At 47.3% G+C, this 22166-nt stretch carries 12 protein-coding genes; all 12 read right to left on the reverse strand.

Annotation, left to right across the window (positions count from 1 at the left end):
- Window positions 1-76: 76 nt before the first annotated feature.
- Complete coding sequence (locus ACO6V5_RS06515; RefSeq protein WP_422413050.1) at window positions 77-1687, reverse strand: F-box/WD repeat-containing protein; 1611 nt, start codon at window positions 1685-1687, stop codon at window positions 77-79.
- A 225-nt stretch (window positions 1688-1912) separates the two neighbouring features.
- Window positions 1913-5827, reverse strand: coding sequence for an ankyrin repeat domain-containing protein (locus tag ACO6V5_RS06520; protein WP_422441817.1), 3915 nt, complete (start codon window positions 5825-5827; stop codon window positions 1913-1915).
- A 689-nt stretch (window positions 5828-6516) separates the two neighbouring features.
- On the reverse strand, window positions 6517-10776 hold the full coding sequence (locus tag ACO6V5_RS06525) for an ankyrin repeat domain-containing protein (RefSeq protein WP_422492071.1): 4260 nt from the start codon (window positions 10774-10776) through the stop codon (window positions 6517-6519).
- A 204-nt stretch (window positions 10777-10980) separates the two neighbouring features.
- Window positions 10981-11268, reverse strand: a complete 288-nt coding sequence (locus tag ACO6V5_RS06530) for a hypothetical protein (protein WP_422492072.1) — start codon at window positions 11266-11268, stop codon at window positions 10981-10983.
- Complete coding sequence (locus ACO6V5_RS06535; RefSeq protein WP_422492073.1) at window positions 11265-11537, reverse strand: hypothetical protein; 273 nt, start codon at window positions 11535-11537, stop codon at window positions 11265-11267. Before ACO6V5_RS06535 ends, ACO6V5_RS06530 begins: the two co-directional genes overlap by 4 nt.
- Window positions 11434-11883: a hypothetical protein gene (locus ACO6V5_RS06540; protein WP_422441811.1), complete on the reverse strand. Its 450-nt coding sequence runs from the start codon at window positions 11881-11883 to the stop codon at window positions 11434-11436. The genes ACO6V5_RS06535 and ACO6V5_RS06540 overlap by 104 nt, the downstream gene beginning before the upstream one ends.
- A 56-nt stretch (window positions 11884-11939) precedes the next feature.
- On the reverse strand, window positions 11940-13541 hold the full coding sequence (locus ACO6V5_RS06545) for an F-box/WD repeat-containing protein (RefSeq protein ID WP_422413523.1): 1602 nt from the start codon (window positions 13539-13541) through the stop codon (window positions 11940-11942).
- A gap of 165 nt (window positions 13542-13706) precedes the next feature.
- Window positions 13707-15317: an F-box/WD repeat-containing protein gene (locus ACO6V5_RS06550; RefSeq protein ID WP_422413525.1), complete on the reverse strand. Its 1611-nt coding sequence runs from the start codon at window positions 15315-15317 to the stop codon at window positions 13707-13709.
- Window positions 15318-15481: 164 nt separating this feature from the next.
- Entirely contained in the window at window positions 15482-17089 is a 1608-nt protein-coding gene (locus ACO6V5_RS06555) for an F-box/WD repeat-containing protein (protein ID WP_422413527.1), read from the reverse strand.
- Complete coding sequence (locus ACO6V5_RS06560; protein WP_422413529.1) at window positions 17077-18672, reverse strand: F-box/WD repeat-containing protein; 1596 nt, start codon at window positions 18670-18672, stop codon at window positions 17077-17079. The genes ACO6V5_RS06555 and ACO6V5_RS06560 overlap by 13 nt, the downstream gene beginning before the upstream one ends.
- The gene (locus tag ACO6V5_RS06565; protein WP_422413531.1) at window positions 18660-20255 is read right to left on the reverse strand and encodes an F-box/WD repeat-containing protein; all 1596 of its coding nucleotides are present in this window, start codon (window positions 20253-20255) and stop codon (window positions 18660-18662) included. The genes ACO6V5_RS06560 and ACO6V5_RS06565 overlap by 13 nt, the downstream gene beginning before the upstream one ends.
- 149 nt (window positions 20256-20404) lie before the next feature.
- Complete coding sequence (locus ACO6V5_RS06570) at window positions 20405-22144, reverse strand: F-box/WD repeat-containing protein (protein WP_422441810.1); 1740 nt, start codon at window positions 22142-22144, stop codon at window positions 20405-20407.
- Window positions 22145-22166 lie beyond the last annotated feature (22 nt).

Raw genomic sequence — 22166 nt, forward strand, 5'->3', positions numbered from 1 at the left:
AAATTTCAGAATGAACGTTCATAACAGGCTGATCAGTGGAACTAACAAAATGCCTTTCGGTGCATGCAGAAAGATGTCACTCAGTGACAGCAGACAATGAATGATTTCTCCGTAATTCAGTGATTTTCACTATGCCATCCACACTGGATGTGATCACCTGGCTGCCATCGGCGCTGAAGCTGGCCGATGAAACAGAGTCATCATGGAAAATGTTGGCTTTTTCTAACCATGAGCCATCATCCTGCTGACCAATGATTTTCGCCGTTCCGTCCTTGCTTGCAGTCACCACATGACGGCCGTCAGGGCTGAAGGTGGCTGAAAAGACCCAATCATCATGGAAAAAAGAGGCTTTTTCTTCCCATAAGCCATCGGCTTTTCGGCCGTAAATTTTCACGGTTTGATCTCTTCTGGCCGTCACTAAATGACGGCCATCGGGGCTGAAGGTGGCGGATTTGACATATTTAGTGTGTTGAATGAAGGTATTTTCTTCCCATGATCCATCGGATTTCTTCTCATAGATTCTTGCCTTGCAATCATTCATACCGACGGTAACCACATAGCGATCATCGGCGCTGAAGGCGGCTGACAGGATAGCCTCCTCATGGGGAAAAACTTCTTTTTCTTCCCATAATCTGCCGTTCTGGCTGTAGATTTTCGCGGTTTTATCCCTGCAGGCAATTAGCAAATGGCGGCCATCGGTGCTGAAAATGGCTGAATGGATAGCATCGTAATGGGCAAGGATGGCAGTTGAATTCCATGATCCATCATCCTTCTGACTGTAGATTTTTGCTGTGTGATCCAAACTGGCGGTTACTACATGTCGACTATCGGTGCTGAAAGTGGCAGAAGAGATTGGATTATCATGGCGAATGGTGGCCTTTGGTTGCCATGTTTCATTAGATCCCAGGTCAAATACCTTCACCATGCCATAGCCATACGAACTGACGATCACCAGATGGTGACCATCGGGACTGAAAATTGCTGATACGACCTGTCTATCAAGAGGAATGGTGGTTTTAATTTCCCATGTTCCATCCGTCTTGTGGCCGTAGATTTTTGCTGTATTGTCGCCATTGGCGGTTACCAGATAGCGGCCATCAGCACTGAGGTCGGCTGAGTGGACTCTATTGTCAGCTTCCATAATCATGAGCTCGTCAGAGCTGGTGTCTGAGTTGGCTTTATAAATTTTGTCAATGGTGGCTTTTCTGACTAATTCAAAGGTTTTACATTGAGACATCAGCTTAGCCCTGGTGAAAAATAATAGAGCAGGTGAATAAACACTCGTCGGCTCGCGCTCTGTAAGTGACCGGAGTAACGCCTTATCATTGGAAAACAACTCAAACCAGGCTCGGAGTTGATTCTTGTCTTTTATGGAGAGGGTCATCTTCAGTTGATTCTGGTGTGCCGAAGAAAACTGGCGATACCAGGCTTTTGCCAGAGCGCTATCTTCTTTGATCACGTCGCGAAGGCGGGTACAAACCTTTTGTAAACTGCGAATATCCCGAAGTTTCAAATGGCGAAAAATCAGGGACAGCGTATCTGAGGTTAAATCCTGAAATGAAGATTTTTTTTCCTCGTCAGATACAGTAATGGACCAGCCTGCACTGTTACCCGTTGGTGTTAGCGATAGAACTTGAGTTTGCGTTATTGGCGGTTCAATAACGGGTTTATTATCTATTCCATGCATGAAGGGCTCCTGCAAAGTTGTTATTTGTCTTTGATCAACAAGGACGTTTAGAAATTTTTAGTCAGTCAGAGACAGTTTTAGAATGAAAGTTCAAAACAGGTTGGTAAGTACAACTAACAAAATGATTTTTGGTGCATGCAGGATAGTGCTACTGAGATAGTGTCACTCAGTGACAACAGACAATAAATGATTCCTCCGTAATTCAGTGATTTTCACTTTTATTGCTCACTGTTGAAGGCTGCCCGATGGTTGGGCTCCATAGTCTTCAAGAAGTTTCTTGCAGTCTGTGCAGATAAGCTGCATAGCATAGTCGAGAGCCGTCCTGCCATATTTATCCTTCTCTTTGGCTACTAAGCGGTCAAAGTCCAGCAATTTCTGGATGACCTCTGGATGGCCACAATTAGCAGCTGTGTGGAGAGCCGTTTTGCCATTGTTGTCCTTCTCTTTGGTCAGTGAGCGGTCAAATTCCAGCAATGTCTGGATGGCCACTGTGTTGCCACGAAAAGCAGCATTGTGGAGAGCCGTTTTGCCATCGTTGTCCCTCTCTTTGGCCAGTGAGGGGGCAATTTTCAGCAATTTGTGGATGGTCTCTGAGGGGCCTTCATAAGCAGCTTTGTGGAGAGCCGTTTCGCCAAAGATATTCTTCTCTTTGACCAGGGAGGGGTCAAAGTTCAGCAATGTCTGGATGACCTCTGTCTGGCCTTCCGAAGCAGCCAGGTGAAGAGCCGTTTCGCGATCAATCTTCTCTTTGGCCAGGGAGGGGTAAAAGTCCAGCATTCTCTTGATGAATTTTGTGTTGCCATTGCGAACAGCAGTATGCAAATCCCGAAGGTGCTTGATTCGGTCACTGTCCGACAATACCTTGGCCTTGACGGCCTCTGTGTGGCCTTGACCGGTAGCAAAGTGGGGTGATTTTGCTCCATCAGACGACGAGCTTTTTTCTTCTGGCTTCAATTCAGGTCGAACATCAAACACTTTCGTCACAACAATCTCAGGCAATCGGATGGTTGTTAACTGATTGGCTGAAATACTCTTGCGACAGAGAGAACACTCTTTTTTGTCTTCTACCCAACGGGTAATGCAATCTTTATGGAAGAGTTGACCGCAACAGGGAGTGGCCGCAACATGTTCGACCATTGCCTCCATGCAAATTGGACACTCCATGTGAGCCACTGCGTCTGAAAGCTCCTGAGTTGATGGCGATGAAGCAATTTCAGATGACGTGGGTTTTTGATTGAATATCGGCTCAAGCAGCCCCAGAACCTGTTTGAGTTTCAGGTCTTTTTCAAGGTAAGGAGATACACGAGCATAATCGTATAAAGGCCGCCAGCTAAGTTCGCCTACGAGATTTTTATCAAGCAGCTCATTGGCCACAGCATCTGATAAACCATGCAAAAGCCAGGAAAAAATAGTACCGGCGCCGATACCTCGATCAACCAATATATGAAAAGGCGTACAACCAGCAATATTGGCTTCTGATAGCATGGCTGGCGTAATGGTTTCAGCATTGCGTTCAAAGAATGCTGCAATCTCTTCAGGTGAGCTGTTTCTTGCTATTTCGTGTAACTGGTTTTTACCACTGGCGACAGTGACTATGGATTTTTCTGTGATGCTTTTTTCTCGCTCTTCCTTCAACCAGTCAAGTCGATGTGACCTGACTTGAAACAGCCTGGCCTGTTGAAACAGCTCGTCCCAGCTGAGTTCAGGGTTAGTCTCCAAAAGTGTTTTTAGAAGCTGGTCATGCTTATGCTCAAGGTCAGCCCGCAACCAAGACGATGCAGCTGCAGGAGAAGTATGCTGTAAAAACATCTGAGATACAGAGACACCGGCATGGTTGGTTGTTAATCCTATGAGATAATCAAAGTAAACCCTGCCCAGAAATGCTTTGGTCAGTGAGATATTACCTCTGGCAAAGAGAAGATGCAGCGGGGTATAGCCATCAATGGCTCGTTTTTTGCGTAACACCTTAGAGTCAAGGTAAATGCGACAGCCTTCAATAAGCCGTTGAATGGTAGATGGATAAGCCTGACCAAACAGTATGTGCAGTGGCGTTTCGCCATTATGGGCTTCAGCCTCCAGCATAGCACCGGTCATCAGGGAATAATTCTGGTCAATAAAATTATAAATCAGCGTGTTACTGCAACTGGCAAAAAGAATATGCAGCAGGTTTGCGCCACTGAAATTCTGCATTGCCAGATCCTGGCGAACAGGTCTGCCTGTCTGATTTTGTAATCTTTGAAACACTCCCTCCACTGCCCGGAAGAAATTCCGGTGATAAAGAATATGAAGCGGAGTTGAACCTCGGCGGTTCTGCCGGGCCTGCAATTCCCAGGTAATCATCTTGCCATTAGATTGAATGGTTTCCATGATGTCCTGTTCCGACTGATATTGAAACAGGTAGTGTGCTGATGTCCAGCCGTCATTGTCTGGAAGCTGTATCAGTTCAGCGGTTACCCAATGCTTGAAACGCTGCAGAAACGACCGGATGACTGCCGGTGAAGTATATTGAGCCAGATCGTGAAGCACGGTTCTGTGGTTACGATCTGTCTGATTTATATCCTCAGCGACTATCGGTAAATCGAATTGTTGTAACAGGTCGAGCAGGGTTTCTTCGGTTCCGAAACGAATCATGAAACGGAACAGAGTCAGAGTACTGTCCATTGAAGGTGTTCCCGGTACTTGCCCTCTGTACCGAGTGCACTGACTTTGGGTATGGCTTTTTAGCATTACTTGGCGTGCGTCAAGGGTACCTGCAATGGGTCTGAATTGTTGACACTGATCGCATGTTATCCGGTGCCTTTCTGCGTGAGGCAGTACTTCCTGAAGCAGAAACCCGCTTTGTTCGCAATCCACACAAGATAGCCTTAAACCGGCTTCTGACGCAGGCCTGTCCAGATTCGCTAACACCTGTCGTTTGCTGACGTGATATTCGGTTTGATGCAGTATGACGGTGTAATACTCATCATCCCCGGACAATGCATTATGAGTGTAATCGGTACCTTTGTTATCAGGTTCTGGATAATTCTGCTCTGGCTGGTTTTGTTGTTTTTCATTGTTGTGTGTCTGGCGGCCTGAATAACGCTGTTTGTTGCCTTTATTCACTGCGGGATTTTGTGAACTTGTGCTTTCGGAGTTTCCCAGCTGTATGGTTCCGGGGGGTGTCTGAGTCTTGGTCTGTCTTCTAAAGGTGCGTTCCAGTTCCGAGTATTCAAACTCAAGACTGAACTCAGTATCTGGAAGTTCCAACACGATAGCCAGTTGCTTTCGGAGGGATTTAAGGATTTCTTCAGATAATGGGTTGGGTAGTTCATCTGAGTCTGCTGTCAGCTCCAGAAGCTGTTGTATCAGATGCTCCCTGCCACTGAGTTTGGGTGCGAGCCAGTGTAAAAGCGCCCGTGTATTAAGCAGCTTATCCGCCAGTTCCCGGGATTCAGCCAGGCTGATTTGGAAGGTAAGCGGCGGCGAATCGCCGAACCGCACAACCATCGTTACTCCTTCGGGCTGAGTATTGGTAAGCCAGTGGTACACCCCGACAAAGGGCAGATAATCACGCCAGTTAGCAGGCAGGCTCAGAGTGGGCAGGAGAATCAGGTCGACCATCATTTTGTCAGGTACGGGCATAAAGGGCGGTCGTTTGAAATCGTTGTCATCGTCAGTGTCGTAGCCACCACCTGAAGGGCTTTGAAACAACACAGGCTTGATTGGCATATCGGCGGGAGGAATTGCCCCGGCATTTTGAGTATTGAGCGTTTTTTCTACTCGTCCATCTACCACTAAAAAAGGCCTTTTTGAACGCAGATATTGCCCTGATGTGAATGGATACGGGTGATTAAAAGACTCCGGGCAAGGCTGGCTTTCTTTAATCGTCATTCTGCCCGTTCGCTCACTCAACGTAAGCACATAAAGGTGGGTTGATTTATCATTATCAGAAAAGGGGAAAGGTACAACAGCACTGGCTTGATAAGTAAAGCCCTGAGCGTTTAAGCCTTGTGCACAGACAATGAATGGCTGGTCGATCTGCCCGAAAATAGTAACTTCGCCAGTAAAAGACTGTGTTCGTGTGCTCTGAGTTTTTGTAGCAACACTTACCGACCTGGCTCGAACGGATAGAGAGGCATCACTTTGTTGGTTTACAGGCAACTGCCATTCCAAATATTCACCAGCGGCCACTTCAGGATTTGTGAAAAAGGAAATTACTGTTGCTACAAATGATACAGTCGACAGCTGTAGAAAGGTGTAAAAGATGTACATTGCCAAAGAGTTTAGGTTGCTGAGTTTATACAGGGTAGTCTGTTTTGTTGAGACTGAGAATTGGAATAAGCCTTGTGAGGCTGTCGCAAAACTCCAACAACTCGTTCCCATACTCCGAGGTTGTCGAAAAACCCTGGTTCCCCTCCCGTCATTCCCGGCTAGACTCCCGTCATTCCCGGCTAGACTCCCGTCATTCCCGGCTAGACTCACGTCATTCCCGCGAAGGCGGGAATCCACACTGAATCACCACCAGAACCATACTGCCCGGTGCCCCTGGCCTTTTCATCCGCGAGAAGGCAGAGGCCCACTGTTGGCGCTGGATTCCCGCCTTCGCGGGAATGACGACCTCAGAGCTTGGGAACGAGGGCTGTATGGATATCAAGGCTTAGCTGCACTAGTCTCTTCCAAAATTGATGCAGTTATTTTTCGGCGTGCTACCTGAAGACTAAAGTCGAGAAACGTTGGTGAAAAGGCGTTTATTAAGGATGGGGAGGTCAAAGGTACTGCGACGGGTTTAGCGCAGTATGAGGGCGAGGTTTGAAATAATCAGGAATCGGTTCTCCGCGCAATTTTATTGCTCACTGTTGAAGGCTGCCCGATGGTTGGGCTCCATAGTCTTCAAGAAGTTTCTTGCACTTTCTGTGGCCACACTTGATAGCAAAGTCGAGAGCCGTTTTGCCATCGTTATCCTTTTCTTTGGCCAGGGAGCGGTCAAAGTTCAGCAATGTCCGAATGTCCGCTGTGCATCCCTCACGAGCAGCTTTGTGGAGAGCGGTTTCGCCGTAGTTATCCTTCTCTTTAGCCAGCGAGAGGTCAAACTTCAGCAATGTCTGGATAACCACTGTATGGCCCCAAAAATTAGAAACAGCTTTGTGAAGAGCCGTATTGCCATAATAATCCTTCTCTTTGGCCAGAGAACGGTCAAACTTCAGCAATGTCCGGGTGGCCTTTAAGTGGCCACATTCAGAAGCGAAGTGGAGAGCCGTACAGCCATAGTTATCCTTCTCTTTGGCCATTGAGGGGTCAAAGTTCAGCAATGTCTGGATGGCCTCTGTGTGGCCGTTATAAGCAGCTAAGTGGAGAGCCGTACAGCCATAGTTATCCTTCTCTTTGGCCAGTGAGGGGTCAAAGTTCAGCAATGTCTGGATGGTTTCTAGTTGGCCATTACGAGCAGCTGAGTGGAGAGCCGTCGAGCCATCGTTAGCCTTCTCTTTGGCCAGGGAGGGATCAACCTTCAGCGATTCCCTGATCAACCATGTGTTGCCATTGCGGGCAGCAACGTTAAAATCCCAAAAGCGGATGAATCGGTCAATGTCCGACAATACCTTGGCTTCGACGGTGTCTGTTTGGCCTTGACTAGTAGCCAAGTGGGGTAATGGTGTATCGCCCATCTTATCTGTCGTTTCTAATTGCATACCGGCTTTAAAGTCAGGTTCAACACCAAAGGCAAAACCTTTTGCTCCATCAGGCGACGAGCTTTTTTCTTCTGGCTTCACTTTAGGCTGAGCATCAAACCCTTTCGGAACAACAATATTAGGCAGTCGGATGGTTGTTAATTGATTGGCTGAAATACTCTCGCGACAGAGAGAACACTCTTTTTTGTCTTCTACCCAACGGGTAATGCAATCTTTATGGAAGAGTTGACCGCAACAGGGAGTGGCCGCAACATTTTCGACCATTGCCTCCATACAAATTGGACACTCCATATGAGCCTCTGCGTCTGAAAACTCCTGAGTTGATGGCGATGAAGCAATTTCAGATGATGTGGGTTTTTGATTGAATATCGGCTTAAGCAGGCCCAGAACCTGTTTGAGTTTCAGGTCTTTTTCAAGATAAGGAGATACACGAGCGTAATCGTATAAGTGCCGCCAGCTAAGTTCGGCAAAGAGATTTTTATCAAGCAGCTCAACGGTCACAGCATCTGATAAACCATGCGAAAGCCAAGACAAAATAGTACCGGCGCTGATACCTCGAACAACCAATATATGAAAAGGCGTAATACCAGCAGTATTGGCTTTTGATAGCATGGCTGGCGTGATGGTTTCAGCATTGCGTTCGAAGATTGCTGCAATCTCTTCAGGTGAGCTGTTTCTTGCTATTACGTGTAACTGGTTTTCACCACTGGCGACAGTGACTATGGATTTTTCTGTGATGCTTAAAACCTCTGAAGATTTTTCAGCACTTGCAATGGAGACTTCCGAAGTCGTTGCTTTCTCCGGTACAAACAGCGGCGGAGCGGATGGCCCATGAGCAAGCCTTGTCGAACCCAAAGGTTCTGAAAGCGGTGCCGAAAATCCAACAAATGATGGTTCAAGTTTTTCTCGCTCTACCTTCAACCAGTCAAGTCGATGTGACCTGACCTGAAGCTGCCCGGCCCGTTGAAACAGCTCGTCCCAGCTGAGTTCAGGGTTAGTCTCCAAAAGTGTTTTTAGAAGCTGCTTATGCACATGCACAAGGGTAGCCCGCAACCAGGTCGATGCAGCTGCAGGAGAAGCATGCTGCAACAACATCTGAAGTACAGAGACACCGGCATGGTTGGTTGTTAGTCCTGTGAGATAATTAAAGTCAAAGCTGTCCAGAAATGCTTTAGTCAGTGAGATATCACCTCTGGCAAAGAGAAGATGCAGCAGGGTATAGCCATCAATGGCTCGTTTTCTGCTTAACACCTGAGAGTCAAGGTAATTTTTATAGAGGTCAATAAGCCGTTGAATGGCAGATGAAGAACCCTGCTCAAACAGTATGTGCAGAGGCGTTTCGCCGTTATGGGCTACATCCCCCAGCATAAAACCGGTCTTCAGGTAATTCCGGTCAATAAAATGATAAATCAGCGGGGTACTGCCACTGGCAAAAAGAATATGCAGCAGGTTCACGCCACTGAAATCCTTCACTGCCAGATCCTGGCTAACAGGTCTGCCTGTCTGATTTTGTAATCTTTGAAACACTTCCGCCACTGCCCGGAAGAAATGCCGGTGATAAAGAATATGAAGCAGGGTTGAACCTTGGTGGTTTCGCCGGGACTGCAATTCCCAGGTAATCATCTTGCCATTAGATTGAATGGTTTCAGTGATGGCTTGTTCTGACTGATATTGAAACAGGTAGTGTGCTGAAGTCCAGCCGTAATTGTCTGGAAGCTGTATTAGTTCTGCTGTTACCCAATGTTTGAAACGCTGAAGAAACGATCGGATGACTGCCGGTGAAGTATATTGAGCCAGATCGTGAAGCACGGTTCTGTGGTTACGATCGGTCTGATTTAAATCCTCAGCGACTATCGGTAAATCGAATTGTTGTAACAGGTCGAGCAGGGTTTTTTCCGTTCCGAAACGAATCATGAAACGGAACAGAGTCAGAGTATTGTCCATTAAAGGTGCTCCCAGTACCTGCCCTCTGTAGCGAGTACACTGACTTTGGGTATGGTTTTGTAGCATTATTTGGCGCGCATCAAGGGTACCTGCAATGGGTCTGAATTGTTGACACCGATCGCATGTTATCCGGTGCCTTTCTGCGTGAGGCAGTAGTTCCTCAAGCAGAAACCCGCTTTGTTCGCAATCCACACAAGATAGCCTTAAACCGGCTTCTGACGCAGGCCTGTCCAGATTCGCTAACACCTGTCGTTTGCTGACGTGATATTCGGTTTGATGCAGTATGACAGTGTAATACTCATCATCCTCGGAAAATGCATTATGAGTGTAATCGGTACCTTTGTTATCAGGTTCTGGATAATTCTGCTCTGGCTGGTTTTGTTGTTTTTCATTGTTGTGTGTCTGGCGGCCTGAATAACGCTGTTTGTTGCCTTTATTCACTGCGGGATTTTGTGAACTTGTGCTTTCGGAGTTTCCCAGCTGTATGGTTCCGGGGGGTGTCTGAGTCTTGGTCTGTCTTCTAAAGGTGCGTTCCAGTTCCGAGTATTCAAACTCAAGACTGAACTCAGTATCTGGAAGTTCCAACACGATAGCCAGTTGCTTTCGGAGGGATTTAAGGATTTCTTCAGATAATGGGTTGGGTAGTTCATCTGAGTCTGCTGTCAGCTCCAGAAGCTGTTGTATCAGATGCTCCCTGCCACTGAGTTTGGGTGCGAGCCAGTGTAAAAGCGCCCGTGTATTAAGCAGCTTATCCGCCAGTTCCCGGGATTCAGCCAGGCTGATTTGGAAGGTAAGCGGCGGCGAATCACCGAACCGTACAACCATCGTTACTCCTTCGGGCTGTGTATTGGTAAGCCAGTGGTACACCCCGACAAAGGGCAGATAATCACGCCAGTTAGCAGGCAGGCTGAGAGTGGGCAGGAGAAGCAGGTCGACCATCATTTTGTCAGGCACGGGCATAAAGGGCGGACGTTTGAAATCGTTGAAATCGTCAGTGTCGTAGCCACCGCCTGAAGGGCTTTGAAACAATACAGGCTTGATTGGCATGTCGGCAGGGGGAATGGCCCCGGCATTTTGAGTATTGAGCGTTTTTTCTACTCGTCCATCTACCACTAAAAAAGGCCTTTTTGAACGCAGATATTGCCCTGATGTGAATGGATACGGGTGATTAAAAGACTCCGGACAAGGCTGGCTTTTTTTAATCGCCATTCTGCCCGTTTGCTCACTCAACCTGAGCACATAAAGATGGGTTGATTTTGCACTATCAGAAAAGGGGAAAGGTACAACAGCACTGGCTTCATAAGTAAAGCCCTGAGCGTTTAAGCCTTGTGCACAGACGATAAATGGCTGGTCGATCTGCCCGAAAACAGTGACTTCGCCAGTAAAAGGCTGCGTTCGTGTGCCCTGAGTTTTTTTAGCAACACTTACCGACCTGGCTCGAACGGATAGAGAGGCATCACTTTGTTGGTTTACAGGCAACTGCCATTCCAAATATTCACCAGTGGCCACTTCAGGATTTGTGAAAAAGGAAATTACTGTTGCTACAAATGCTACATTGGACAACTGTAGAAAGGTGTAAAAGCTGTACATTGCCTGATCGGTTAGGTTGCTGAATTTATTCAAGGTAGTCTGTTTTGCTGAGACTGAGAATTGGAATAAGCCTTGTGAGGCTGTCGCAAAACTCTAACAACTCGTTCCCTCGCTCCGTGGGTGTCGCAAAACTCCAACAGCTCGTTCCCATGCTCTGAGGTCGTCATTCCCGCGAAGGCGGGAATCCAGCGCCAACGGTGGATCTCTGACTTCTCGGGGATGACAAGGCCAGGGGGGCTCCGGGCAGTATGGTTCTGGTGGTGAGTCAGTGTGGATTCCCGCCTTCGCGGGAATGACGGGAATGACGGGAATGACGGGAATGACGGGAATGACGGGAATGACGGGAATGACGGGAATGAAGCCGGGAATGACGGGAGTCAACTCGTTCCCTCACTCTGTGGGTGTCGCAAAACTCCAACAGCTCGTTCCCATGCTCTGAGGTCGTCATTCCCGCGAAGGCGGGAATCCAGCGCCAACGGTGGATCTCTGACTTCTCGGGGATGACAAGGCCAGGGGGGCTCCGGGCAGTATGGTTCTGGTGGTGAGTCAGTGTGGATTCCCGCCTTCGCGGGAATGACGGGAATGAGGCCGGGAATGACGGGAATGAGGCCGGGAATGGCGGGAATGAAGCCGGGAATGACGGGAGTCAACTCGTTCCCTCACTCTGTGGGTGTCGCAAAACTCCATCGCAAAACTCCAACATGGGTGTCGCAAAACTCCAACATCAACTCTTTCCCATGCTCTGAGGTCGTCATTCCCGCGAAGGCGGGAATCCAGCGCCAACGGTGGATCTCTGACTTCTCGGGGATGGCAAGGCCAGGGGGGCTCCGGGCAGTATGGTTCTGGTGGTGGGTCAGTGTGGATTCCCGCCTTCGCGGGAATGACGGGAATGACGGGAATGACGGGAATGACGGGAATGACGGGAATGACGGGAATGACGGGAATGACGGGAATGACGGGAATGACGGGAATGAAGCCGGGAATGACGGGAGTCAACTCGTTCCCTCACTCCGTGGGTGTCGTAAAACTCTAAAACTCCATGTAGGATGGTGTCACTCAGTGACAGCAGACAATAAATGATGCCTCCGTAATTCAGTGATTTTCACTATGCCATCCTCACTGGATGTGATCACCTGACTGCCATCGGCGCTAAAGGCGGCCGATGCGATAGTGTCACTATGGACAATGTTGGCTTTTTCTAACCATGTCCCATCATTCTGCTGACCAATGATTTTCGCCGTTTTGTCATAGCTGGCAGTCACCAAATGGCGGCCATCAGGGCTGAAGGTGGCTGAGAAGACCGAACTCTTATGAGAAAAGGTGGCTTTTTCTTCCCACAAGCCATCGGCTTTTCGGACGTAAATTTTCACTGTGTTATCTGCTCTGGTCGTCACTAGATGACGGCCATCGGGGCTGAAGGAGGCCGATTTGACAGTGTTAATGGGTTGAATGAAGGCATTCTCTTCCCATGATCCATCGGACTTTTTCTCATAGATTTTCGCCTTGCCATCATACATAGTGACGGTGACCACACTACGATCATCGGCGCTGAAGGCAGCTGACAGGACTGTCTCCTCATGGGGAAAAACCTCTTTTTCTTCCCATAATTCATCGGCTCTCTGGCTATAGATTTTCGCCGTTTTATCCCCGCAGCCGATTAGCAAATGGCGGCCATCGGTGCTGAAAATGGCTGAAAGGACAGAACCGTGATGGGGAAGGGTGGTTGTTAACTTCCATGTTCCATCATCCTTCTGACTGTATATTTTTGCTGTTTTATCAAAACTGGCGGTCACGACATGTCGACTATCGGTGCTGAAGGTGACTGAACAGAGTGGACTTTCATTGCAAATGGTGGCGCTTAGTTTCCATGATTCATCAGATCCCAGGTCACATAGCCACACGGTGCCATGCATACTGCCGAGGACCAGATGGTGACTATCGGGACTGAAAGTGGCTGATTTGACCGGTCTGTGTAGAGGAATGGTGGTTTTAATTTCCCATGTTCCATCTGACTTGTAGTCGTAGATTTTTACTGTGTTGTCGCCATTGGCGGTGGCCAGATAGCGGCCATCAGCACTGAGATCAGCAGAGTGGACTTTATTGTGAACTTCCATAGACATGAGCTCGTCAAAGCTGGTGGCTGAGTTGGTTTTATAAATTTTGTCAATGGTGGCTTTTGTGACTAATTCAAAGGTTTTACATTGAGACATCAGCTCAGCCTTTGAGAAAAATAATAGAGCAGGTGAATAAACACTCGTTGGCTCGCGCTCTCTGAGGGACTGGAGTAACGCCTTATCATTGGAAAACGACTCAAACCAGGCTCGGAGTTGATTCTTGTCTTTTCTGTTGATCGTCATCCTCAGTTGATTCTGGTGTGCTGGAGAAAACTGGCGATACCAGGCTTTTGCCAGTGCGTTATCTTCTTTGATCTCGTCGCGAAGGCGGGTACATACCTTTTGTAAACTGCGAATATCCCGAAGTTTCAAATGGCGAAAAATCACGGACAGTGTATTTGAGGTTAAATCCAGAAATGAAGATTTTTTTTCCTTGTCAGATACGGTAATGGACCAGCCCGCACTGTTACCCGTTGGTGTTAGCGATAGAGCTTGAGTTATTGGTGCTTCAATAGCGGATTTATTATTTATTCCATGCATGACGGGTTCCTGCTTATCTTTGATCAACAAGGACGGTTAAAACTATTTAGTCAGTCAGAGACAATTTCAGAATGAAAGTTCAAAACAGGTTGGTCAGTGAAACTAACAAAATGAATTTCGGCACATGCAGGATAGTGCTGTTGAGACAGTGTTATTGAGACAGTGTCACTCAGTGACAGCAGACAATAAATGATTCCCCCGTAGTTCACTGATTTTCACTATGCCATCGAAACCGGATGTGATCACCTGGCTGCCATCGTCGCTAAAGGTGGCCGATGTGACCTCGTCATCATGGACAATGGTGGCTTTTTCTAACCATGTACCATCATCCTGCTGACCAATGACTTTCGCCGTTTTGTCCTCGCTGGCAGTCACCACATGGCGGCTATCAGGGCTGAAGGTGGCAGATATGACGAAATCCTTATGGGAAAAAATGGCTCTTTTTTCCCATAAGCCATCGGCTTTTCGGCTGTATATTCTCACTGTGCCATCGTTGCTGGCAGTGACAAGATGGCGGCCATCGGGGCTGAAGTTAGCTGAGTTGACAATTTTCTTATGTTCAATGATGGTATTTATTTTCCATGATCCATCGGCCTTCTTGCTAAAGATTTTCGCCATGCAATAATCCACACCGGCGGTGGCCACATAGCGACCATCAGGGCTGATGGTGGCGGTGGGTGACATGTCACCATCATTAATGGGAATAACATCTTTTTTTTCCCATGACCCATCGTCCTTCCGGCTGAAGATTTTCACCGTTCCATCGCAACAGGCGGTTACCAGATAGCAGCCATCATTGCTGAAAGAGGCTGATGAGACAGTATTTTCATGGGAAAGGGTGGTGGTTAACTGCCATGATCCATCGCGTTTTTTGCTATGGATTTTCGCCGCCTGGCGGCTACCGGCGGTCACCACGTGCTGGCTATCGGGGCTGAAGGTGGCTGAGTTGACGTAAAGATCATCGAGAGTGGTGATCTTTGGTTCCCATGATTCATCGCCCAGATCATATATTTCCGCCGTGTTCATCGAACTGGAGGTCAGTACATGGTGACTATCGGGGCTGAAAACCACTGATTCGACCCTTTCATCATAATGGGGAATGGTGATTTTTATTTCCCATGTTCCATCAGCCTTGTGTTCGTAGATTTTTGCTGTGTTGTCGCCATTGGCGGTGGCCAGGTAGCGGCCGTCAGCACTGAGTGCGGCTGAAATGACTCGATTGTGAAATGCCATATCTGAAATATTGGCAGAGAGATCATAGGAGTCGGCTTTATAAGTTTTGTCAATGGTGGCGATAGTGACCAATTCAAAGGTTTCACATTGAGACATCAGCTCAGCCCTGATGAAAAATAGTAGAGCAGACGAATAAAGGCCTGTGGGCTGGCGTTCTGTAAGTGAATTGAGTAACGCCTGATCATTGGTAAACGACTCAAACCAGGCTCGGAGTTGATTCTTGTCTTTTCGGGTGAGGGTCACCCTCAGCTGATTCAGGTGTGCTGGAGAAAGCTGTCGATACCAGGCTTTTGCCAGAGCGTTGTCTTCTTTGATAACGTCGCGAAGGCGGGTACATACCTGTTGTAAACTGCGAATATCCCGAACTTTCAAATGGCGAAAAATCAGGGACAGTGTATCTGAGGTTAAATCCTGAAATGAAGATTTTTGTTCCTTGTCAGATACAGTAAAGGACCAGACCGCACTTTTTCCCATTGGTGTTAGCGATAGAGCTTGAGTTTGCGCTATTGGCGGTTCAATAAAGGAATTATTTATTTCATACATGACTGCTTCCTGTAAAGTTGTTATTTATCTTTGATCAACAAAGGCGTTTAAAAATCATCAACAATAATCAGAGAGAATTTCTGAACGAAAGTTCAAAACAGATTGGTCAGTGAAATTAACAAAAGTTCTTTCGGCACGTGCAGGATAGTTCTATTAAGATAGCGTCACGCAGTGACAGCAGACAATGAATGATTCCTCCGTAGTTCAGTGATTTTCACCACGCCATCCAGGCTGGATGTGATCACCTGGCTGCCATCGGCGCTAAAGGTGGCCGATGTGATAATGTCACTGTGGACAATGTTGGCTTTTTCTGACCATGACCCGTCGTCCTGCTGACCCATGATTTTCGCCGTTTTGTCATAGCTTTTAGTCACCACATGGCGGCCATCAGGGCTGAACTTGGCTGATGTGACCCAACCCTCATGGGAAAAGGTGGCTTTTTCTTCCCAAAAGCCATCGGCTTTTCTGTCGTAAATTTTCACTGTGCAATCTTTGCTGGCGGTCACTACATGACGGCTATCGGGGCTGAAAACGGCGGATTGGACAGTTTTCCTGTGTTCAATGATGGTATTTTCTTTCCATGATCCATCGGCTTTCTTCTCACAGATTTTCGCATTGCAATCATCACTGGCGGTAACCAAATAGCAACCATCGGCGCTGAAGGTGGCTGACATGACAGAAGAATTATGAGTAATGACACCTTTTCCTTCCCATAATCTATCGTCTCTCTGGCTAAGGATTATTGCCACTTTATCGTGACAGCCCAATACCAGATGGCGGGCATCGGTGCTGAAAAAGGCTGAATAGACAGGTCTGTAATGGGGAAGGGTGGCTCTTAACTGCCATGATCTGTCATCGTCGTTTCGGCTGTGGATTTTCGTTACGCCATCATAACTGGCGGTCAAGATATGTCGACTGTCGGTGCTGAAGCTGGCTGAAGTGATGCCACCACCATGGGAAATGGTAGTGTTTGGTTGCCATGATTCATCGCACTCCCGAACATATATCTGTACCGTGCCATTATCACTGGCAGTAAGTAGATGGTGACTATCGGGGCTGAAAATCGCTGACTTGACCCATTCGTTATGGGGAGTGGAGGTTTTTTTTTCCCAGGTTCCATCAGACTTTTGGCAGTAGATTATTGCCGTATAGTCTCCATTGACGGTAACCAGATAGTGTTCATCAGCACTGAGGGCGGTAGAGTAGACTTTACTGAGTTGTCTCATATAGAGGCGGTCGCCCCTGTCGGCAGCCGGGTTGGGTTTATTCGTTTTGTCAATGGTGGCTTTTGTGACTAATTCAAAGGTTTTACATTGAGACATCAGCTCAGCCCTGATGAAAAATAATAGAGCAGGTGAATAAACACTCGTGGGCTGGCGATCTGAGAGTGACTCGAGAAACGCCCTGTCATTCGTAAACGACTCAAACCAGGCTCGGAGTTGATTCTTGTCTTTTCTGGTGATGGCCATCTTCAGTTGATTCTGGTGTGCTGAAGAAAACTGTCGAAACCAGGCTTTTGCCAGTGTGTTATCTTCTTTGATCAGGTCTCGAAGTCGGGTACATACCTTTTGTAAACTGCGAATATCCCGAAGTTTCAAATGACGAAAAATCAGGGACAGCGTATTTGAGGTTAAATTCTGAAATGAAGATTGTTTTTCCTTGTCAGATTCAGTAATGGACCAGCCCGCATGGTTACCCGTTGGTGTGAGAGATAGAGTTTGAACTTGCTTTAGTGGTGGTTCAGTAACAGCATTATTATCTATTCCATGCATGACGGGTTCCTGCGTAGTTCAGTGATTTTCACCACGCCATCCACACTGGATGTGATTACCTGGCTGCCATCGGCGCTAAAGGTGGCCGATGAGATAGCGGCATCATGGACAATGTTGGCTTTTTCTAACCAGGTACCATCATCCTGCTGACCAATGATTGTCGCCGCTTTACAATGCAAGGTAGTTGTCACCAGGTGGCGGCCATCAGGGCTGAAGGTGGCTGACATGGCCAAAAAATTATTGTCAAAGGAGGCTTTTTCTTCCCATAAGCCTTTGGCTTTTCTGCCGTAGATTCTCACTGTGCCATCGAAGATGGTAGTCACGACATGACGGCCATCGGGGCTGAAGGTAGCTGAGTTGACACCATTTCTGTGTTGACTGATGGTGTTTATTTTCCATGATCCATCGGACTTCTTCCTATAGATGTTCACTGTGCCATCGAGGCTGGCTGTGACCACAGAGTTACCAGCGGGGCTGAAGTCGGCTGACATGACAGCACCTTCATGGGGAAAAACCTCTTTTTTTTCCCATAATCTATCGTCTCTCTGGCTATAGATTCTTGCCGTTTTACTCCCGCAGGCGGTTACCACATGGCGGCCATCGCTGCTGAAAGTGGCTGAATAGACAGAATAATTATGGGAAAAGGTAACTGTTAACTCCCATGATCCATCATCTTTCCGGCTATGAATTTTCACTGTTTTATCATAACTGGCAGTCACGACATGACGACTATCGGTGCTGAAGGTGGCTGAACTGATCTGATGATCATGGAGAATGTTGATGTTTGGTTTCCATAACTCATTGCATCCCAGGCCACATATCTTCGCCCTGTGATTCGAGACGGTTACCAGATGGTGACTATCGGGGCTGAAAATCGCTGATCTGACCGAACTGCCATGGGGTATGGAGGTTGTTATTTCCCATATTCCATCAGCCTTTTGGCGGTAGATTTTTGCCGAATTGTCTCCATTGGTGGTGATCAGGTAGCGGCCATCGGCACTGAGAGCGGCAGATTGGACTTTATTGAGTTTTCTAAAATGGTCGGTTTCGTCAATGCCGGTGGCTGAGTCGACCTTACAAATTTTGTCAATCGTGGCTTTTGTGACTAATTCAAAGGTTTCACATTGAGACATCAGCTCAGCCCTGGTGAAAAATAATAGAGCAGGTGAAAAAACACTCGTGGGCTGGCGATCTGAGAGTGACTCGAGAAACGCCTGATCATTGGAAAACGACTCAAACCAGGCTCGGAGTTGATTATTATCTTTTCCGGTGATGGCCATCTTCAGTTGATTCTGGTGTGCTGAAGAAAACTGTCGAAACCAGGCTTTTGCCAGAGCGTTATCTTCTTTGATTAGGTCACGAAGGCGGGTACATACCTTTTGTAAACTGCGAATATCCCGAAGTTTCAAATGACGAAAAATCCGGGACAGCGTATCTGAGGTTAAATCCTGAAATGAAGATTTTTTTTCCTTGTCAGATTCAGTAATGGACCAGCCCGCATGGTTACCCGTTGGTGTGAGAGATAGAGTTTGAACTTGCTTTAGTGGTGGTTCAGTAACAGCATTATTATCTATTCCATGCATGACGGGTTCCTGCGTAGTTCAGTGATTTTCACTATGCCATCCTCACTGGATGTGATCACCTGGCTGCCATCGGCGCTAAAGGTGGCCGATGAGATAGCGGCATCATGGACAATGTTGGCTTTTTCTAACCAGGTACCATCATCCTGCTGACCAATGATTGTCGCCGCTTTACAATGCAAGGTAGTTGTCACCAGGTGGCGGCCATCAGGGCTGAAGGTGGCTGACATGGCCAAAAAATTATTGGCAAAGGAGGCTTTTTCTTCCCATAAGCCTTTGGCTTTTCTGCCGTAGATTTTCACTGTGCCATCGAAGATGGCAGTTACGACATGACGGCCATCAGGGCTGAAGGTGGCTGAGTTGACACCTTTTCTGTGTTGACTGATGGTATTTTTTTGCCATGATCCATCGGACTTCTTCTTATAGATGTTCACTGTGCCATCGAGGCTGGCTGTGACCACAGAGTTACCAGCGGGGCTGAAGTCGGCTGACATGACAACACGTTCATGGGGAAAAACCACTTTTTCTTCCCATAATCTATCGTCTCTCTGGCTATAGATTCTTGCCGTTTTATCCCCGCAGGCGGTTACCACATGGCGGCCATCGCTGCTGAAAGTGGCTGAATAGACAGAATAATTATGGGAAAAGGTAACTGTTAACTCCCATGATCCATCATCCTTCTGACTATGAATTTTCACTGTTTTATCATAACTGGCAGTCACGACATGACGACTATCGGTGCTGAAGGTGGCTGAACTGATCTGATGATCATGGAGAATGTTGATGTTTAGTTTCCATAACTCATTACACCCCAGGCCACATATCTTCGCCCTGTGATTCGAGACGGTTACCAGATGGTGACTATCGGGGCTGAAAATCCCTGATCTGACCGAACTGCCATGGGGTATGCCGGTTGTTCTTTCCCATATTCCATCAGCCTTTTGGCGGTAGATTATTGCCGAATTGTCTCCATTGGTGGTGATCAGGTAGCGGCCATCGGCACTGAGAGTGGCAGATTGGACTTTATTGAGTTTTCTTAAATAGTTGGTGTCGTCAATGCCGGTGGCTGAGTCGACTTTACAAATTTTGTCAATCGTGGCTTTTGTGACTAATTCAAAGGTTTCACATTGAGACATCAGCTCAGCCCTGGTGAAAAATAATAGAGCAGGTGAAAAAACACTCGTGGGCTGGCGATCTGAGAGTGACTCGAGAAACGCCTGATCATTGGAAAACGACTCAAACCAGGCTCGGAGTTGATTATTATCTTTTCCGGTGATGGCCATCTTCAGTTGATTCTGGTGTGCTGAAGAAAACTGTCGAAACCAGGCTTTTGCCAGAGCGTTATCTTCCTTGATTAGGTCACGAAGGCGGGTACATACCTTTTGTAAACTGCGAATATCCCGAAGTTTCAAATGACGAAAAATCCGGGACAGCGTATCTGAGGTTAAATCCTGAAATGAAGATTTCTTTTCCTCATCAGTTACAGTAACAGACCTGCCCGCACTATTGCCCGTTGGTGTTAACGATAGAGCTTGAACTTGCGCTAGTGGTGGTTCAGTACCGGAATCATTTTTTATTCCATGCATGACGGGTTCCTGCAAAGTTGTTATTTATTTTTCATCAACAAGGACGGTTAAAAATTATTTAGTCAGTCAGAGACAATTTCAGAATGAAAGTTCATAACCGGTTGGTCAGTGAAACTAACAAAATTTCTTTCGGCACAGGCAGGAAGGTGTCACTCAGTGACAGCAGACAATAAATGATTCCTCCGTAGTTCAGTGATTTTCACTATGCCATCCACACTGGCTGTGATCACCTGGCTGCCATCGGCGCTAAAGGTGGCCGATGAGATCCTTTCATCATGGGTAATGGTGGCTTTTTCTGACCATGACCCATTATCCTGCTGACCAATGATGAACGCCGTTTTGTGATAAATCACCATATGTCGGCCATCAGGGCTGAAGGTGGCTGATAAGCCCGGACACTCAGAGGGTGTATCAAAACCTCTGGTTCCCGGGCTCCAGCGTGGTAACCCATACAATATCACAGGCTGTAGAGTCTGGTTTTCAGGGAAGTAATGTATTCTCACCCTCTGCGTGGGAACGAGTTGTTGGAATTTTTCGACACTCTCCTTAAGGCGAAAGGTGGTTTCTTTTTCCCATGAGCCACTGGCGGTTCTGTCGTAAATTTTCACTGTGCCATCGTCGCTGGCAGTCACTAAATGGCGGCTATCGGGGCTGAAGGTGGCCGAGTTGACAGTTTCCTTGTGTATAATGATGTAATTTTCTTCCCATGATCCATCGGCCTCCCTGGTATAGATTTTCACCTTGCCATCCATGCTGGCGGTGACCACGTAGTTACCATCGGCGCTGAAGGTGGCTGACAGGACAGGATCTCTATGGGGAATGGTTTTTTTTACTTCCCATGATTCGTCCTCCTGGCTGTAGATTCTCGCCGTTTTGTTCCAGCAGGCTGTGACCAGATGGCTGCCATCGGTGCTGAAACTGGCTGAAAAGACTAAATCCTTATGGCGAAGGGTGGCCGTTAACTGCCATGATCCATCATCGTCCTTCCGGCTATGGATTTTTACTGTTTTATCGTTACTGGCGGTCACCAGCTGTCGGCTATCGGTGCTGAAGGTGGCTGATCTGACGGCACTATAATGGCGAATGGTGGTGATTGGTTCCCATGATTCATCGCACCTCAGATCAACTATCTTCACCTTGCCATTCCCGCCGGCAGTCACCAGATGTTGCATATCGGGACTGAAAGTCGCTGATCCGACCACTCCATCATGGGGAATGATGGTTTTTAATTCCCATGTTCCATCAGGCTTGTGGCCGTAGATTTTTGCCGTATGGTCTCCATTGGCGGTGACCAGATAGCGGCCATCAGCGCTGAGGCAGGCTGAGTTGATTTTATTCTTGCGTAGTATATCGTCGCGATCCTCATCGCTGGTGGCTGAGTTCGCTTTATACGTTTTGTCAATGGTGGCTTTAGTGACTAATTCAAAGGTTTTACATTGAGACATCAGCTCTGCTCTGGTGAAAAATAATAGAGCAGGTGAATAGACACTCGTCAGCTGGCGATCTGTGAGAGACTTGAGTAACGCCTGATCATTAGAAAATAATTCAAACCAGGCCCGGAGTTGATTCTTGTCTTTTCTGTTGATGGCCATCTTCAGTTGATTCTGGTGTGCTGAAGAAAACTGTCGAAACCAGGCTTTTGCCAGTGTGTTATCTTCTTTGATAACGTCGCGAAGGCGGGTACATACCTTTTGTAAACTGCGAATATCCCGAAGTTTCAAATGACGAAAAATCAGGGACAGTGTATCTGAGGTTAAATCCTGAAATGAAGATTTCTTTTCCTTGTCAGTTACAGTGATGGACCTGCCAGCATGGTTACCCGTTAGCGATAGAGTTTGAGTTTGCGTTATTGGTGGTTTAATAACGGAATCGTTATTTATTTGATGCATGACTGGTTCCTGCAAAGTTGTT

Source organism: Endozoicomonas sp. ALD068 (assembly GCF_049310145.1).
Taxonomy (GTDB): Bacteria; Pseudomonadota; Gammaproteobacteria; order Pseudomonadales; family Endozoicomonadaceae; genus Endozoicomonas_A.

Coding starts and splice junctions, on each gene's coding strand:
- ACO6V5_RS06545 (WP_422413523.1), bottom strand. CDS start 13,541: ATGCATGGAATAAATAATAAATCCGCTATTGAAGCACCAATAACTCAA.
- ACO6V5_RS06515 (WP_422413050.1), bottom strand. CDS start 1,687: ATGCATGGAATAGATAATAAACCCGTTATTGAACCGCCAATAACGCAA.
- ACO6V5_RS06570 (WP_422441810.1), bottom strand. CDS start 22,144: ATGCATCAAATAAATAACGATTCCGTTATTAAACCACCAATAACGCAA.
- ACO6V5_RS06560 (WP_422413529.1), bottom strand. CDS start 18,672: ATGCATGGAATAGATAATAATGCTGTTACTGAACCACCACTAAAGCAA.
- ACO6V5_RS06555 (WP_422413527.1), bottom strand. CDS start 17,089: ATGCATGGAATAGATAATAATGCTGTTACTGAACCACCACTAAAGCAA.
- ACO6V5_RS06565 (WP_422413531.1), bottom strand. CDS start 20,255: ATGCATGGAATAAAAAATGATTCCGGTACTGAACCACCACTAGCGCAA.
- ACO6V5_RS06550 (WP_422413525.1), bottom strand. CDS start 15,317: ATGTATGAAATAAATAATTCCTTTATTGAACCGCCAATAGCGCAAACT.